Here is a 14277-nt window from a genome sequence, read left to right as displayed (position 1 = left end):
TGGCAGACTAACTGAGATTCTGGTGCCCAGCCAGCGGTCATTAAACAGGAGAGCAGAATGACAATACTGGAAATATGCTGCTATGGCGTGGATTGCGCCGTGACTGCACAGTGGGCCGGTGCGAACCGCATCGAGCTGTGTGCGGCACCCAAAGAGGGCGGCATTACGCCGTCGTTTGGCATGCTGCAACAGGCGCGGGAACGGGTCTCGATTCCGGTGCACCCGATCGTGCGGCCACGCGGCGGCGATTTTTGCTACGGCGAGGCGGAATTTGACGCCATTAAGTCTGACGTCACCCTGATCCGCGAAATGGGCTTTCCCGGCGTGGTGGTTGGGCTGCTCGATCAGGATGGCCATATCGACCGGGCGAGAATGCAGCAGCTAATGGCGCTGACCGGCAATATGGCGGTGACCTTTCACCGCGCCTTTGACCTGTGTCACAGTCCGAAGCGCGCGTATCAGGAGTTGACCGATCTCGGCATTGCGCGCATTCTGACTTCAGGCCAGCAGCAAAGTGCAGAAAACGGAATTGCGCTGCTGCGGGAACTTAATCAGCTGCCTGAAGGTCCAATCGTTATGGCTGGTGCTGGGGTCCGTTTAAGCAATCTGCAGAAGTTTCTGGATTGCGGCATCAGAGAGGTGCACAGCTCGGCCAGCCGGTTATTATCCTCGTCGATGCGTTACCGTAAAGCGGGCGTATCGATGTGTTCAGACTCCGAAACGGAAGAATTTAGCCGCTACAGCGTAGATGGCGATATGGTTGAGGCGATGCAGGCGTTAATCCAGATGAACGGAGCGCGCGTTGCCTGAATCATCACCGATTTTGCCGCGCAGCACGCCCTAACCGACGTGATGTTTGCAAGTACCAGACCCCAGCGCCTTGTTGGGGTTTTTTTTGCCCGTTATTCAGGCAAATCGATCCGCCGTGTTCAGCCATTTCTCATACAAAACCCCACCGCCAACGCGTTGTTTACAAAAAGTTCTGCCGGTCACTGGCAAAATATAGTTACGCGACAATACTGTTTCATGTAGATCAACCGCTTTGTACCCCTTTACTACCGTTCACGATGTTTTCCGGTTCGTGGAGCGAGCGGCGGTAAACACAGGTAAATCAATAATAAATGAGGAATGGATGATGAACATGATGAAAACCGTCGTAACTGCTCTGGTTGTTAGTGCCGTATCTTTTTCTGCGTTTGCTGCAAAAGAAGTGACCAAAGAAGAAGTGCAGAAAATGAACCTGGAAAAAATTGGCACCGTGAACACCACGGCTAAAACCACCTCGCCAATGGATGCCAAGCGCGAGCTGTCAAAAATGGCCGATGAGAAAGGCGCAACCTATTACATGGTGGTTGCCGGTCGTGAACATGGCCGCTTCAGCGCTACCGCTGATATCTATAAATAAGCCGTTAGTGAGTTGATCGGGCATCCGGCGCACCGTGCCGGATGCCTCTGCTTTTTCTGCTTTGCACGCTTCTGTCGTTGCCTCTCTGCCAATAAAAATATTGCCAGCCCATCGTAAGGTGTTTACCTTTTCTTATCTTCTCTTCAGGCGGACGCAGCGATGAAATATCGTGGTTACGTGTTGATCTGTGCAGGCTTTTTCTCGACCTCGCTGTTAGCAGATGAAACCTGCAGCCCGCACAGCAGGCAGATGGCTGACAGCAACAATCTCATCATGCTGGGCGGCACGGCAAAGGGGCAGATTCGCCAGTTTGTCGGCGGAGAGTTTGGCAAAGACGTTAACTCGCAAAAGCGCATTCTTGGCCAGTTCGATCCCTGCGGCAGCCTGACCGTGGCCGATATCAGCTACGACAAAAATGAAAACAATGTGCTGCTGACCATGCAGCAGCATATTTCCCGCGTGGCGCACGGCTGGGTGGCGGAATATGCCTGGCTGGTAAAGGTCGAAAAAGCGGGTAAACAAACGGTGGTGGATAACCGGCAGGGCACCATCAGCTGGCAGGTCGGCAAACAGGGCACCATTCTCAGCGCTACCGATAGCTTTACCAATATGGGCAAGAAAGGCTTTACCGAAACCACCTATCAGCACGATAGCCAGCTGCGCCTGCAAAACAGCGTGGCGCGCGGCAGCGATGACGAGGCCAATGGCGTGATGCGTTACCAATGGGATCGGCGCGGATTGATTGCGGCAATGCGCTCGGAGAAGGGCAAGGATCTCTACAGCTACGATAATTTGCAGCGGGAACTGCGGATTCACGGCACGCACGTGACCGCGGTCAGCACGCTCGATACGCTGGATGAGTGTCAGCTGTGGGATGCGATTGGCAACTGTACGCTCAGCTATTCCCGTCAGACGGAAACCTATGCCAACGGCACGCTACAGCGCAACTTCGGCACCGCTTATCGCTATGACTATTACGGGCAAAAGGAGTAGCGGCGTCCGCAGACGCCGCAGGCTGCATTACTTCACCGTTTTGCTGAAGGCATCAACCGCACGAATCGCATGGGCGATGGTCTCCGCGCTCAGGTTGGGATTGAGGTTCTTCAACGTATCGCCTTCGCTGTTAGCCAGCTCGCCGATTTTCACCAGGTTTTCCCAGCGTTCGTTTTCCAGATGCAATTCCGCCAGCGTGGTGGGCATATTGATGGAGCGATAAAAGCGAATATAGCGGGCGATCTCTTCATCAGGCCGCTGTTCCAGTACCATCTGCGTCAGCGTGCCGTAGGCCACTTTTTCACCGTGCGTCAGATGGTGAATATCGCCGTCAATGGCGGTAAAGCCATTATGAATAGCGTGCGCGCCCGCCAGGCCGGCGTTTTCGAAACCCAGTCCTGACAGCAGCGTATTGGCTTCCACTACCGCTTCCACCGCCGGTGTCACCAGTTTTTGCGCAACGGCCTGATAGGCGCTGAAGCCCCAGGTTAACAGCGTCTCTTCACAGGCGCGGGCGATTGCCATCCCGGCAATGGTCGGATCGCCGTTGACCATCGATTTAGCGTGAGAGCGCTGCACCGCCTGCGCTTCAACATAGGTGGCGAGTCCGTCAGCAATGCCGGAGGCGAACAGGCGTACCGGTGCCTGCGCGCAGACGAAGGTATCTACCAGCACCAGATCGGGGTTTTTGCTGTAAAAACGATAGGTTTCAAATACGCCGGTATCGGAATAGATCACCGACAGGGCGCTGCACGGCGCATCGGTAGAGGCCACGGTCGGTACAATTACCACCGGCAGCGCCAGCTCATCCGCTACCGCCTTGACCGTATCCAGCGTTTTCCCGCCGCCGAGCCCGACAATCACGTTGCTGCCTTTTTCCCGTGCCAGCTGGCTGAGGCGCGAGATTTCATTGCTGGAGGCTTCGCCGTTAAACTGCTGATAGTGGCTTTCAACGCCTCCCTGCTGCAGCGCCTGTTGCGCCTGCTGACCAATCAGCCTCCAAACGATTTCATCCGCGACCAGAAAGGCCTGTTTGCCCAGATCGGCAACATAGGTGCCCAGCTCAGCGATCACACCGGCGCCCTGAACATACTTACGTGGAGAGGAAAATATGAATCTGCTCATAGTGCTGCACTCCTTAACGTTGATGAAAATAAGCTGGTTAAGCCTGGCACAGGAGAGCCGATGTGGTTTTGATTATGCGTAGCAAGAAGACAACCGGCGGGAAAATGGGCGGCAGCGTACCGCCCGTGTAAGTCAGGGTTTACGGGCAACCAGCACCGCGCGCAGCGGCGCCGGATAGCCTTCGACGGTTTTGCTGCTGTCGTTGGGATCGAGAAATTCCGCCAGGGATTCGCTGGTCATCCAGCTGGTGCGGCGCTGCTCGTCGGTCGAGGTCAGTGCATAATCGACGATGCGCACATCTTCAAATCCGCACTTCTCCAGCCAGCTTTTCAGTGCGGCGGCCGACGGCAGGAAGTAAATATTGCGCATCTGCGCGTAGCGTTCGCCCGGCACCAGCACGCTGTGCTCGTCGCCTTCCACCACCAGCGTTTCCAGCACCAATTCGCCACCGCTGACCAGCTGATTTTTCAGCTGATAGAGATGATCCAGCGGGGAACGGCGGTGATACAGCACGCCCATAGAGAACACGGTATCAAACGCCTTCAGCTCCGGTAGCTGCTCGATGCCAATCGGCAACAGATGCGCACGCTGATCGTTGCCAAGCAGTTTACGTACCGCTTCAAACTGGCAGAGAAACAGCTGCATCGGGTCGATACCCACCACAAAGTGAGCACCGGCACCCAGCATACGCCACATGTGATAGCCGCTGCCGCAGCCCACGTCCAGCACCGTGCGTCCGGCCAGCGACGAGATATGCGGCAGCACCCGCTGCCATTTCCAGTCGGAGCGCCATTCGGTATCGATGGTGGTGCCGTAAAGCTGATACGGGCCTTTGCGCCACGGCATCAGATTACGCAGCAGCTTCTCAATGCCCGCGCGCTGGCGGTCGGTGAGCTGGCTGCTGTCGGCGCTGACGCTGTGCAGCAGATCGAGCTGTTCCGGCACCATCGCAGGCAGGTAATCCACCGCTTTTTCCCAGTTGCGAAAGTGGCCATGCAGATTTTCACGCTGCCAGGTGGCGATCTGCGCCGGCAGCACTTCCAGCCAGCTGGCCAGTGGACCGGTAGCGATGTGGCGATAAAAATTTCCAAAGTCGATCATTTCAACGCCACCAGCGAGCCGAAGTTAAAACACTGAAACCAGAGTTCAGCATGGGTAAAGCCCGCCTGTTTTAGCCGCGCTTTATGGGTGTTAACGCTGTCGGTCAGCATTACGTTTTCCAGCATGCTGCGCTTCTGGCTGATTTCCAGCTCGCTGTAACCGTTAGCGCGCTTAAAGTCATGATGCATGTTGAACAGCAGCTCGCCCACTTCCGCATCGTCAAAGCTGAACTTCTCAGAAACCACCAGCGCACCGCCGGGTTTCAGGCCATGCCAGATGCGCTCCAGCAGCGCCAGGCGCTCGTTGGGATCGAGAAACTGCAGGGTAAAATTAAGCACCACCAGCGAGGCGTTTTCGATCGGCACCGCACGGATATCCGCTTCAATCACCTTAACCGGCGTATCGGCGCGAAAGGCGTCGATGTGACGACGGCAGCGCTCGACCATCGCCGGTGAATTGTCGATAGCGATAATTTTACAGCCGTCGACCTGAATATTGCGGCGTACCGACAAGGTGGCGGCCCCGAGCGAACAGCCGAGATCGTAAACCTGGCTGTGGGGTTGCACAAAGCGCTCCGCCAGCATGCCGATCATGGAAATGATGTTGGAATAACCCGGCACCGAGCGCTGGATCATATCCGGGAAAACTTCAGCAACGCGCTCGTCAAAAGTCCAGTCGCCCAGCTTATCGATCGGGGCGGAGAACAGCGTATCGCGATTAGACATAACGGTAAGTCCGACAGGTAGCTACGGAAAGGGCGCTATTTTGGCAGAAAGTGAGGCGGGCTGCACCTCTTCTGCCACATTAACCTGTGGCAACGGTCAGAACAGCGCATCCTGTTGCGGCCAGTCGGGCGGCGGCAGCGTCAGCGATAAACGCTGCGCCAGATGAGGCCACAGCCGCTGAACCAGATGCAGCACCTCGCCGATATCCGGCGTATGCAGAAATAGCCAGGGTTCGCCTTCCGTCTGCCATGCCGCCAGTTTCTTCAGCCACGGCTGGAACAGCTGCTCGTTGGCGTCCAGCTCATCGCCACCGATAAAACGCACCATCGGCTGGGTTGCCGTGCGCACCGCATGCACCGGCACCTGCGGCTTTTTCTGTTTGGCATCCAGTGACGCCGCGCTGGTGGAAGGGGAAAGGTGAACCGGTCGGCTGTCGAGGATTACGCGGTTAACGCCGCGCTGATGCAGGCCGCGGTTCAGCGCCTGTTCCGCTTCGCCTTTGGCAAAAAACTGCGCATGGCGCACCTCGATGCCGTAGCTGAAGCAGCCGGGCAACGCGTCGAGAAACGGCCACAGTGCGGAAAGATGTTCCGGGCCAAAGCTGGCCGGCATCTGTAGCCAGTATTGGCCAATGCGCGCCGCCAGCGGATCGAGCGTACGGAAAAAGGTATCGACCAGCTCGTCGCACTGGCGCAATCCGGCCTGATGGGTAATAGTCGCCGGGAATTTAAAGCAAAAGCGAAAGGCGTCATCGGTCATATCACGCCAGCGCAGCACGGTTTCACCTTTTGGCAGCGCGTAAAGCGTGGTGTTGCCCTCGACGCAATTAAAGTAGCGGGCATAATCCGCCAGGGTTTCCAGCCCCATTTTCTTCCAGTGCGGGTGCTGCCACTGTGGTAAACCGATGCGCATAAGCCTGACTTAAAAAAGGGGATGGCTCGCCATCCCGAAATGATTACAGTGCCGCGATCACATCCGCCGACTGACGAACCTTGCCGAGGCGCGGGAAAATCCACTCAACGCTGCTGTTGTGCTGTTCGGCACTGAAGGCGCTACAGATATCTTCGACCACCACGAGGTTAAAACCCAGCTCCCACGCATTGCGGGCGGTGGATTCCACGCCAATGTTGGTGGAGATGCCGCCAAGAACAAGGGTATCGATGCCGCGACGACGCAACTGCAGCTCCAGATCGGTGCCATAAAACGCGCCCCATTGATGTTTCGTGATCTGCAGGTCGCTCTCCTTTTTGCCCAGCGCCGCCGGATAATCCCACCAGTTTTCAGGCAGTGCGCCATGGGCGGGTGCATCGACTTCCTGTTTCGGCGCATCGGCAAAATCGGCGGACCAGCCAACGCGCACCAGCACTACCGGCGCACTGTGAGCGCGAAATGCCGCGGCTAACGTGGCGGCGCGACTGACCACATCCTGCGCGCTGTGCGGTCCGCCCGCAAAAGGCAGAATGCCTTCCTGAAGATCGATCAACACCAGAGCGGTGGTTGCGGTGTTAAGTTTCATGCTGGAATCCTGTTAAAAAGGGAAAAGGTTAAGCCTGCCACGGATTGATGTCGCTGTGGTAAGGAAGAGTGTGCAAAATTATCCCTTATTGTGAATTAATATGTCTGCTAAGGGTTTAGTTGCGGCCGAAAGCGCCAGATCGCCGCGGCAACACTTATCGTTATCACCATTTTCCATTATAATAGCCGCCTTTTTTGCGGTAGCGTCCCTTTACCTCACGCAGGGATGTTACCAATGCTGCAGCGGCGAAGTTAAAAGGAATGCGTTATGCGTACAGAATATTGCGGACAGCTCAACCTGTCACATGTAGGTCAGCAGGTTACACTTTGCGGCTGGGTTAACCGTCGCCGTGATCTTGGCAGCCTGATCTTTATCGATATGCGTGACCGCGAAGGCATCGTGCAGGTCTTTTTCGACCCGGATCATCAGGATGCTTTCCAGCTCGCGTCTGAACTGCGCAATGAATTCTGCATTCAGCTGACCGGTACGGTAAAAGCGCGCGACGAGAAGAACAAAAACAGCGACATGGCGACCGGCGAAGTGGAAGTGTTCGCGACCGCGCTGACCATCATCAATCGTGCCGATCCGCTGCCGCTCGATTCCAATCAGACCAACAGCGAAGAAGCGCGTCTGAAATATCGTTATCTCGATCTGCGTCGCCCGGAAATGGCCCAGCGCCTGAAAGCGCGCGCTAAAATTAGCAGCTTTGTGCGTCGCTTTATGGATGACAACGGCTTTCTGGATATCGAAACGCCGATGCTGACCAAGGCCACGCCGGAAGGCGCGCGTGACTATCTGGTGCCAAGCCGCGTGCACAAAGGCAAGTTTTATGCGCTGCCGCAGTCGCCACAGCTGTTTAAACAGCTGCTGATGATGTCCGGTTTTGACCGCTATTATCAGATCGTGAAATGTTTCCGTGATGAAGATTTGCGTGCCGATCGTCAGCCTGAATTTACCCAGATTGATGTGGAAACCTCGTTCCTGACCGCGCCACAGGTGCGCGAGTTGATGGAGCGTCTGATCCGCAACTTATGGCTGGAAATCAAAGGCGAAGACCTTGGCGAGTTTCCGCAGATGACCTTTGCTGAAGCGATGACGCGTTACGGCTCTGACAAGCCCGATCTGCGTAATCCGATGGAGCTGGTGGACGTCGGCGATCTGCTGAAAGCGGTGGAGTTCAAGGTGTTCTCTGGCCCGGCGAACGATGCCAAAGGCCGTGTTGCCGCACTGCGCGTGCCGGGCGGCGCACAGCTGAGCCGCAAACAGATTGACGACTATGGCAAGTTTGTAGAAATTTATGGCGCGAAAGGCCTGGCGTGGATGAAGGTCAACAGCCGTGCCGCGGGTGCAGAAGGCGTACAGAGCCCGATCGCCAAGTTCCTCACCGCTGAAATCGTTGAAACCATGCTACAGCGCACCGCTGCAGAAGATGGCGATCTGATCTTCTTCGGCGCTGACAGCGCGAAAGTGGTGGCCGATGCGCTGGGTGCGCTGCGCCTGAAAGTGGGCCGCGATCTGAACATCACCCGCACCGACAGCTGGGCACCGCTGTGGGTTATCGACTTCCCAATGTTCGAGGAAGATGGCGAAGGCGGCCTGGCAGCGATGCACCATCCGTTTACCGCACCAAAAGCGATGACGCCAGAGCAGCTGACGCAGTCGCCGGAAAACGCCATTGCCAACGCTTATGACATGGTGATCAACGGCTATGAAGTGGGCGGCGGTTCGGTGCGTATTCACCACGGTGAGATGCAACAGGCGGTGTTCAGCCTGCTGGGTATCACCGCTGAAGAACAGCGTGAGAAGTTTGGCTTCCTGCTGGATGCGCTGAAATTCGGTACGCCGCCGCACGCCGGCCTGGCCTTTGGTCTGGATCGTCTGGTGATGCTGCTGACCGGCACCGATAACATCCGTGATGTGATTGCGTTCCCGAAAACCACCGCGGCAGCCTGCCTGATGACCGAAGCGCCAAGCTTCGCCAGCCCGGCGGCGCTGAACGAGCTGGCGATTCAGGTAGTGAAGAAAGAGAAGCCTGAGAGCGCAGAGAACAAATAATGGCGTTCAAGCATCCCGTGTCGGTCCTGGTGGTGATCTATGCTGTGGATACGGGACGGGTGCTGATGCTGCAGCGGCGCGATGATCCCACTTTCTGGCAGTCGGTGACCGGTAGCCTCGAAGCGGGTGAATCGCCCGTGCAGGCGGCGCGAAGGGAAGTGCAGGAAGAGGTGGAGATTGATATTGATGCGGAGCAGCTCAAGGTTGTTGACTGCCACCGTGAGATAGAATTCGAAATCTTCGCCCATTTTCGTCATCGTTATGCGCCAGACGTGACGCACAACCGCGAGCACTGGTTTTTACTGGCGTTGCCCGCTGAGCGGAACGTTATCGTCAGTGAGCATCTGGCATCGCAGTGGCTTGCGCCGCGCGATGCCGCTCAGCTGACTAAGTCCTGGAGCAATCGCCAGGCAATTGAAGAGTTTATTGGCTAACGGCAGCGTGAACGATCGGCTTACAAGCGCGCCGTTAGCGATATCGTTAAGTTAACAGCAAACCTCTGAAGCCTGACCGGGCGTTCAGGGATACCTTGTCAACCTACAGGCGTTATCGTCGCAGCGAGGTATTGACCGCCAGCACGCCGCAACCGCAGCGCATCGCGCCAGGGAAAGTGTGCATCGCCGGGGAATACGATCGCCAGTCAGATAGCCTGGCAAGTGATTACAAAGAGAGATGAAGTAATGGCTGGACACAGTAAATGGGCAAACACCAAGCACCGCAAAGCGGCGCAGGATGCCAAACGCGGTAAAATCTTTACCAAAATCATTCGTGAGCTGGTGACTGCAGCGAAACTGGGCGGCGGCGATCCTGCTTCAAACCCGCGTCTGCGTGCGGCGATGGATAAAGCGTTATCCAACAACATGACGCGTGACACCATGGATCGTGCCATTGCGCGCGGCGTCGGCGGCGATGATAACGCCAACATGGAAACCATCATTTATGAAGGTTACGGCCCAGGTGGCTCAGCGGTAATGATTGAGTGCCTGAGCGATAACCGCAACCGTACCGTTTCTGAAGTGCGCCACGCATTTACCAAAACCGGCGGCAACCTCGGCACCGATGGTTCCGTGGCTTACCTGTTCAGCAAAAAAGGCGTGATCTCGTTTGAGCCGGGCCTGGATGAAGATCAGGTGATGGAAGCGGCGCTGGAAGCGGGCGCGGAAGATGTTGTGACCTACGACGATGGCACCATCGATATCTTTACCGCCTGGGAAAACCTCGGCGAAGTAAAAGATCAGCTGATTGCCGCTGGCCTGCAGCCGGAAAGCGCTGAAGTGGCGATGATCCCATCCACCAAAGCGGATATGGATGCGGAAACTGCGCCAAAACTGATGCGCCTGATCGATATGCTGGAAGATTGCGACGACGTGCAGGAGGTTTACCATAACGGTGAAATTTCTGACGAGGTGGCGGCGACGCTTTGATGACGTTGCCTGCAGCACTTAGCGGAGAGGCGTGATGGCGATTATTCTTGGCATTGATCCCGGCTCACGCATCACCGGCTACGGCGTTATTCGTCAAACCGGCCGCCAGCTGACCTATCTCGGCAGCGGCTGTATTCGCACCGGGGTGGATGATTTACCCACGCGACTGAAGCTGATTTATGCGGGCGTCAGTGAAATCATCACCCAGTTCCAGCCTGACTTTTTCGCCATTGAGCAGGTCTTTATGGCGAAAAATGCCGACTCGGCGCTTAAGCTTGGCCAGGCACGCGGCGCGGCGATTGTTGCCGCGGTGAACCAGGATTTGCCGGTGTTTGAATACGCCGCACGCCAGGTGAAGCAAACGGTGGTTGGCATCGGTAGCGCAGAGAAAAGCCAGGTGGCGCACATGGTACGCACGTTGCTGAAACTGGCCGCCAATCCTCAGGCGGATGCGGCAGATGCGCTGGCCATTGCCATTACGCACTGCCACATTACGCAGAACGCCGCGAAAATGAGTGAAAACCGACTTAGCCTGGCGCGCGGCCGCTTACGTTCCTCCTGAGCTGGATATTCATCCAGCTTTTTTTATGTTATAAACAGCCGCATATGCGCATAATTTTACAGGAAGCAATGCTGTGATAGGTCGTTTACGAGGCAATATTCTGGAGAAGCAGCCGCCGCAGGTGCTGATCGAAGCAAACGGCGTGGGCTACGAAGTTCACATGCCGATGACCTGTTTCTACGAGCTGCCTGAGCTGCATCAAGAAGCGGTGATTTTTACCCATTTTGTGGTCAGAGAAGATGCTCAGCTGCTGTTTGGCTTTAACACCAAACAGGAGCGCGCGCTGTTCCGCGAGCTGATTAAAGTGATTGGCGTCGGGCCTAAGCTGGCGCTGGCAATCCTCTCCGGCATGTCCGGCCAGCAGTTTGTGACCGCCGTTGAGCGTGAAGAAGTCGCCACGCTGATCAAACTCCCGGGCGTTGGCAAGAAAACCGCTGAACGTCTGGTGGTGGAAATGAAAGATCGCTTTAAGGGCATGCATGGCGATCTGTTCGGCAGCGACTCCGCCTTTACGCTTACTGCGCCGGGCGAACAGCCTGCGGCGAACGATGCGGAAGGCGAAGCGGTAGCGGCGCTGGTGGCGCTGGGTTATAAACCGCAGGAAGCGAGCCGCATGATTAGCAAAGTTGGCCGTAAAGATGCCGACTGCGAAACGCTGATCCGCGAAGCCCTTCGTGCAGCCCTCTGAGGTAAATAATGATTGAAGCCGATCGCCTGGTCTCGCCTGGCACCCTGAACGAAGAAGAGAGCATCGACCGCGCTATTCGGCCGAAGCTGCTGGAAGAGTATGTCGGGCAGCCACAGGTGCGCGAGCAGATGGAAATCTTCATCCAGGCGGCGAAAATGCGTGGCGATGCGCTGGATCATCTGCTGATTTTCGGCCCGCCGGGCCTGGGTAAAACCACGCTGGCTAACATCGTTGCCAACGAAATGGGCGTTAATCTGCGCACCACGTCGGGTCCGGTGCTGGAAAAGGCGGGCGATCTGGCGGCGATGCTGACCAATCTTGAACCGCACGACGTGCTGTTTATTGATGAGATCCATCGTCTGTCGCCGGTGGTGGAAGAAGTGCTCTATCCCGCCATGGAAGATTACCAGCTCGATATCATGATTGGCGAAGGGCCGGCCGCGCGTTCGATCAAGCTCGATCTGCCGCCGTTTACCCTGATCGGCGCCACCACGCGTGCTGGCTCGCTGACCTCACCGCTGCGCGATCGTTTTGGCATTGTTCAGCGGCTGGAGTTCTATCGCATTGAGGATTTACAGCACATTGTCAGCCGCAGCGCATCGCGTCTGGGTTTGCCGCTGAGTGAGGAGGGTGCGCTGGAAGTGGCCCGCCGCGCACGCGGTACGCCGCGTATCGCTAACCGTCTGCTGCGCCGGGTGCGTGACTTCTCAGAGGTGCGCCATTCCGGTGAGCTGAGTGGCGAGGTGGCGATCAAAGCGCTGAATCTGCTGAACGTCGATACCGAAGGGTTTGACTATATGGACCGCAAGCTGCTGCTGGCGATTATCGATAAATTCACCGGCGGTCCGGTGGGCCTGGACAACCTGGCGGCAGCCATCGGCGAAGAGCGAGAAACCATTGAGGATGTGCTGGAACCCTATCTGATTCAGCAGGGGTTCATTCAGCGTACGCCACGCGGACGAATTGCTACTCAACATGCGTACAAGCATTTTGGTATCACTCGCGAAGAGTAAGTCGCTGCACCACCCTAAAAAAAAGAGCCGCACGTGTGCGGCTCTTTTTTTGTCTGCCCGGCGGCTCAGACCGCAGGACGTTTCATCATGCTGACCATAAACAACGCCGCGGCGCAGAGCACTACCGACGGGCCCGCGGGTGTATCGTAGAACGCCGACAGGCAGAGCCCGCCGCTGACCGCCAACATACCCATCACCACTGCCAGGCCCGCCATGCGCTCCGGTGATGGAGCAAAACGGCGTGCGGTGGCAGCCGGAATGATCAACAGCGAAGTGATGATCAACGCGCCGACAAACTTCATTGCCACGCCGATGGTTAACGCAGTGACCAGCATCAGCAGCAGGCGTGAGCGCTGCATATTTACGCCATCTACCTGCGCCAGCTCTGGGCTAATGGTAATCGACAGCAACGCCTGCCACTGCCACGCCAGCACCGCCAGCACGCAGGCGACGCCAATGCCCAGCGTCCAGAGATCCTGCGGCGTCACCGCCAGCAGATCACCAAACAGATAGGCCATTAAATCGACGCGGACGTCGGCCATCAGGCTGACCACCACTAAGCCCAGCGACAGCGCGCTGTGTGCCAGAATCCCCAACAGCGTATCGATGGCGAGCTGTGGCCGACGCTCCAGCCAGACCAGCGCCAGCGCCAGCAGCAGCGTAACCGCCACGACCGCATAGAAAGGATTGATGTTCAGCAGCAGGCCAAACGCCACGCCGAGCAGCGATGCGTGCGCCAGCGTATCGCCGAAATAGGACATTCTTCGCCAGACTACAAACGAGCCCAGCGGCCCGGCGGCGAGCGCCAGCAGCATGCCGGCCAGCCAGCCGGGAAGCAGTAATTCAATCATGACGGACCTTGTCCTCTGCGTAAAACGATACGTCCCTGTAGGTCGTGACGGTGGTTGTGATTATGACGATAGATCGCCAGCTGCTCAGCGCCGCGCGGGCCAAACATCGCGATGAATTCCGGATGTTGCGACACCACTTCTGGCGTGCCTGAACAGCAGATATGGTGATTAAGACACAGGACGTCGTCGGTCTTTGCCATCACCAGATGCAGGTCGTGAGAAACCATCAGCACCGCGCAGTTGAGTTCGTTACGCAGTTGGTTAATCAGGTCATACAGCGCGACCTGTCCATTGACGTCAACGCCCTGGGTGGGCTCATCAAGCACCAGCAGCTGCGGCTGATTCAGCAGCGCCCGCGCCAGCAGCACGCGCTGGGTTTCACCGCCGGAGAGCTTCTGCAGCGGTGAGTTAAGCAGATGACCCGCCTGAACGCGTTTCAGCGCGGGCAGCACGTCGGCCTTACGCACGCCGGGGCGCAGGCGCATAAAGCGTTCAACGCTGAGCGGCAGCGTGGCATCAATATGTAGTTTTTGCGGCACGTAGCCGATGCGCAGATCGCGATCGCGCTCAACCGTGCCGCCGCTCACCGGCAGCAGCCCAAGCACCACGCGCACCAGCGTTGACTTGCCCGCACCGTTTGGCCCGAGCAGCGTCAGAATGCGGCCCGGTTGCAGGGTCAGCGAAATATCGCTGAGCACGCGGCGTTCGCCAAACCTGACCGAAATGTTGTTCAGAGTGACTAATGAAGGCATAAATGATTACAGGTTGCAGAAGATTTATAATGTTATAATATCACAATCCATCAGCCGCTCACGATGG

Annotated in this window: 17 protein-coding genes; 10 read left to right on the top strand and 7 right to left on the bottom strand. The window is 57.0% G+C overall.

Going from position 1 to position 14277, the window contains the following annotated elements:
* Nucleotides 1-57: 57 nt before the first annotated feature.
* The 3 genes from cutC to ACJY2L_RS02235 all read left to right on the top strand — a co-directional run bounded on the left by cutC (nt 58) and on the right by ACJY2L_RS02235 (nt 2398).
* On the top strand, nt 58-810 hold the full coding sequence (gene cutC / locus ACJY2L_RS02245; protein ID WP_439212217.1) for a copper homeostasis protein CutC: 753 nt from the start codon (nt 58-60) through the stop codon (nt 808-810).
* A 325-nt stretch (nt 811-1135) separates the two neighbouring features.
* Nucleotides 1136-1405, top strand: a complete 270-nt coding sequence (locus ACJY2L_RS02240) for a YdgH/BhsA/McbA-like domain containing protein (protein WP_067431472.1) — start codon at nt 1136-1138, stop codon at nt 1403-1405.
* Nucleotides 1406-1564: 159 nt separating this feature from the next.
* A complete protein-coding gene (locus ACJY2L_RS02235; protein ID WP_439212216.1) occupies nt 1565-2398 on the top strand; it encodes a hypothetical protein in 834 nt (277 codons plus the stop codon).
* A 27-nt stretch (nt 2399-2425) separates the two neighbouring features.
* Here ACJY2L_RS02235 and ACJY2L_RS02230 read toward each other — a convergent pair whose 3' ends face one another.
* From ACJY2L_RS02230 to ACJY2L_RS02210, 5 genes are all read right to left on the bottom strand, one after another.
* On the bottom strand, nt 2426-3523 hold the full coding sequence (locus tag ACJY2L_RS02230; RefSeq protein ID WP_439212215.1) for a glycerol dehydrogenase: 1098 nt from the start codon (nt 3521-3523) through the stop codon (nt 2426-2428).
* Nucleotides 3524-3655: 132 nt separating this feature from the next.
* The gene (gene cmoB / locus ACJY2L_RS02225) at nt 3656-4624 is read right to left on the bottom strand and encodes a tRNA 5-methoxyuridine(34)/uridine 5-oxyacetic acid(34) synthase CmoB (protein WP_187487767.1); all 969 of its coding nucleotides are present in this window, start codon (nt 4622-4624) and stop codon (nt 3656-3658) included.
* Complete coding sequence (gene cmoA / locus ACJY2L_RS02220; RefSeq protein ID WP_439212214.1) at nt 4621-5349, bottom strand: carboxy-S-adenosyl-L-methionine synthase CmoA; 729 nt, start codon at nt 5347-5349, stop codon at nt 4621-4623. Before cmoA ends, cmoB begins: the two co-directional genes overlap by 4 nt.
* A gap of 96 nt (nt 5350-5445) precedes the next feature.
* Complete coding sequence (locus tag ACJY2L_RS02215; RefSeq protein WP_439212213.1) at nt 5446-6261, bottom strand: DUF72 domain-containing protein; 816 nt, start codon at nt 6259-6261, stop codon at nt 5446-5448.
* Nucleotides 6262-6304: 43 nt separating this feature from the next.
* Nucleotides 6305-6865: a hydrolase gene (locus tag ACJY2L_RS02210; RefSeq protein WP_439212212.1), complete on the bottom strand. Its 561-nt coding sequence runs from the start codon at nt 6863-6865 to the stop codon at nt 6305-6307.
* Between the two features lie 267 nt (nt 6866-7132).
* Here ACJY2L_RS02210 and aspS point away from each other — a divergent pair, with 267 nt between their 5' ends.
* From aspS to ruvB, 7 genes are all read left to right on the top strand, one after another.
* Nucleotides 7133-8920, top strand: a complete 1788-nt coding sequence (gene aspS / locus ACJY2L_RS02205; RefSeq protein ID WP_187487763.1) for an aspartate--tRNA ligase — start codon at nt 7133-7135, stop codon at nt 8918-8920.
* The gene (nudB, locus tag ACJY2L_RS02200) at nt 8920-9354 is read left to right on the top strand and encodes a dihydroneopterin triphosphate diphosphatase (protein ID WP_067431449.1); all 435 of its coding nucleotides are present in this window, start codon (nt 8920-8922) and stop codon (nt 9352-9354) included. Before aspS ends, nudB begins: the two co-directional genes overlap by 1 nt.
* Before the next feature lie 95 nt (nt 9355-9449).
* Complete coding sequence (locus ACJY2L_RS02195; protein WP_157883869.1) at nt 9450-9596, top strand: hypothetical protein; 147 nt, start codon at nt 9450-9452, stop codon at nt 9594-9596.
* 4 nt (nt 9597-9600) lie between these two features.
* Nucleotides 9601-10344 (top strand): YebC/PmpR family DNA-binding transcriptional regulator, encoded by a 744-nt coding sequence (locus ACJY2L_RS02190; protein WP_067431446.1) that lies wholly within the window; start codon nt 9601-9603, stop codon nt 10342-10344.
* Nucleotides 10345-10378: 34 nt separating this feature from the next.
* A complete protein-coding gene (gene ruvC, locus ACJY2L_RS02185) occupies nt 10379-10906 on the top strand; it encodes a crossover junction endodeoxyribonuclease RuvC (protein ID WP_067431443.1) in 528 nt (175 codons plus the stop codon).
* Between the two features lie 73 nt (nt 10907-10979).
* Nucleotides 10980-11594 carry a Holliday junction branch migration protein RuvA gene (ruvA, locus tag ACJY2L_RS02180; protein WP_067431440.1) on the top strand — a complete coding sequence of 205 codons (615 nt, stop codon included), beginning with the start codon at nt 10980-10982 and terminating at the stop codon, nt 11592-11594.
* 8 nt (nt 11595-11602) lie between these two features.
* Nucleotides 11603-12607 (top strand): Holliday junction branch migration DNA helicase RuvB, encoded by a 1005-nt coding sequence (ruvB, locus tag ACJY2L_RS02175; protein ID WP_439212211.1) that lies wholly within the window; start codon nt 11603-11605, stop codon nt 12605-12607.
* Nucleotides 12608-12672: 65 nt separating this feature from the next.
* On the opposite strand, the gene znuB is transcribed toward ruvB, so the two are convergent.
* Together znuB and znuC are read right to left on the bottom strand one after the other, a co-directional pair.
* A complete protein-coding gene (gene znuB / locus ACJY2L_RS02170; RefSeq protein ID WP_067431434.1) occupies nt 12673-13458 on the bottom strand; it encodes a zinc ABC transporter permease subunit ZnuB in 786 nt (261 codons plus the stop codon).
* Entirely contained in the window at nt 13455-14210 is a 756-nt protein-coding gene (znuC, locus tag ACJY2L_RS02165; RefSeq protein ID WP_067431431.1) for a zinc ABC transporter ATP-binding protein ZnuC, read from the bottom strand. Before znuC ends, znuB begins: the two co-directional genes overlap by 4 nt.
* Between the last annotated feature and the right edge of the window lie 67 nt (nt 14211-14277).

Source organism: Duffyella sp. Ts4 (assembly GCF_051851875.1).
In the GTDB taxonomy this organism is placed as follows: domain Bacteria; phylum Pseudomonadota; class Gammaproteobacteria; order Enterobacterales; family Enterobacteriaceae; genus Duffyella; species Duffyella gerundensis.
This window is presented reverse-complemented; position numbering and strand designations above follow the sequence as displayed.

What these genes read in the sequence shown, in the direction of transcription:
- cutC (WP_439212217.1), top strand. Translation starts at nt 58, where the DNA reads ATGACAATACTGGAAATATGCTGCTATGGCGTGGATTGCGCCGTGACT.
- ruvC (WP_067431443.1), top strand. Translation starts at nt 10,379, where the DNA reads ATGGCGATTATTCTTGGCATTGATCCCGGCTCACGCATCACCGGCTAC.
- znuB (WP_067431434.1), bottom strand. Translation starts at nt 13,458, where the DNA reads ATGATTGAATTACTGCTTCCCGGCTGGCTGGCCGGCATGCTGCTGGCG.
- nudB (WP_067431449.1), top strand. Translation starts at nt 8,920, where the DNA reads ATGGCGTTCAAGCATCCCGTGTCGGTCCTGGTGGTGATCTATGCTGTG.
- ruvB (WP_439212211.1), top strand. Translation starts at nt 11,603, where the DNA reads ATGATTGAAGCCGATCGCCTGGTCTCGCCTGGCACCCTGAACGAAGAA.
- ACJY2L_RS02190 (WP_067431446.1), top strand. Translation starts at nt 9,601, where the DNA reads ATGGCTGGACACAGTAAATGGGCAAACACCAAGCACCGCAAAGCGGCG.
- ACJY2L_RS02210 (WP_439212212.1), bottom strand. Translation starts at nt 6,865, where the DNA reads ATGAAACTTAACACCGCAACCACCGCTCTGGTGTTGATCGATCTTCAG.
- cmoA (WP_439212214.1), bottom strand. Translation starts at nt 5,349, where the DNA reads ATGTCTAATCGCGATACGCTGTTCTCCGCCCCGATCGATAAGCTGGGC.
- ACJY2L_RS02230 (WP_439212215.1), bottom strand. Translation starts at nt 3,523, where the DNA reads ATGAGCAGATTCATATTTTCCTCTCCACGTAAGTATGTTCAGGGCGCC.
- znuC (WP_067431431.1), bottom strand. Translation starts at nt 14,210, where the DNA reads ATGCCTTCATTAGTCACTCTGAACAACATTTCGGTCAGGTTTGGCGAA.
- ACJY2L_RS02235 (WP_439212216.1), top strand. Translation starts at nt 1,565, where the DNA reads ATGAAATATCGTGGTTACGTGTTGATCTGTGCAGGCTTTTTCTCGACC.
- ACJY2L_RS02240 (WP_067431472.1), top strand. Translation starts at nt 1,136, where the DNA reads ATGAACATGATGAAAACCGTCGTAACTGCTCTGGTTGTTAGTGCCGTA.
- aspS (WP_187487763.1), top strand. Translation starts at nt 7,133, where the DNA reads ATGCGTACAGAATATTGCGGACAGCTCAACCTGTCACATGTAGGTCAG.
- cmoB (WP_187487767.1), bottom strand. Translation starts at nt 4,624, where the DNA reads ATGATCGACTTTGGAAATTTTTATCGCCACATCGCTACCGGTCCACTG.
- ACJY2L_RS02215 (WP_439212213.1), bottom strand. Translation starts at nt 6,261, where the DNA reads ATGCGCATCGGTTTACCACAGTGGCAGCACCCGCACTGGAAGAAAATG.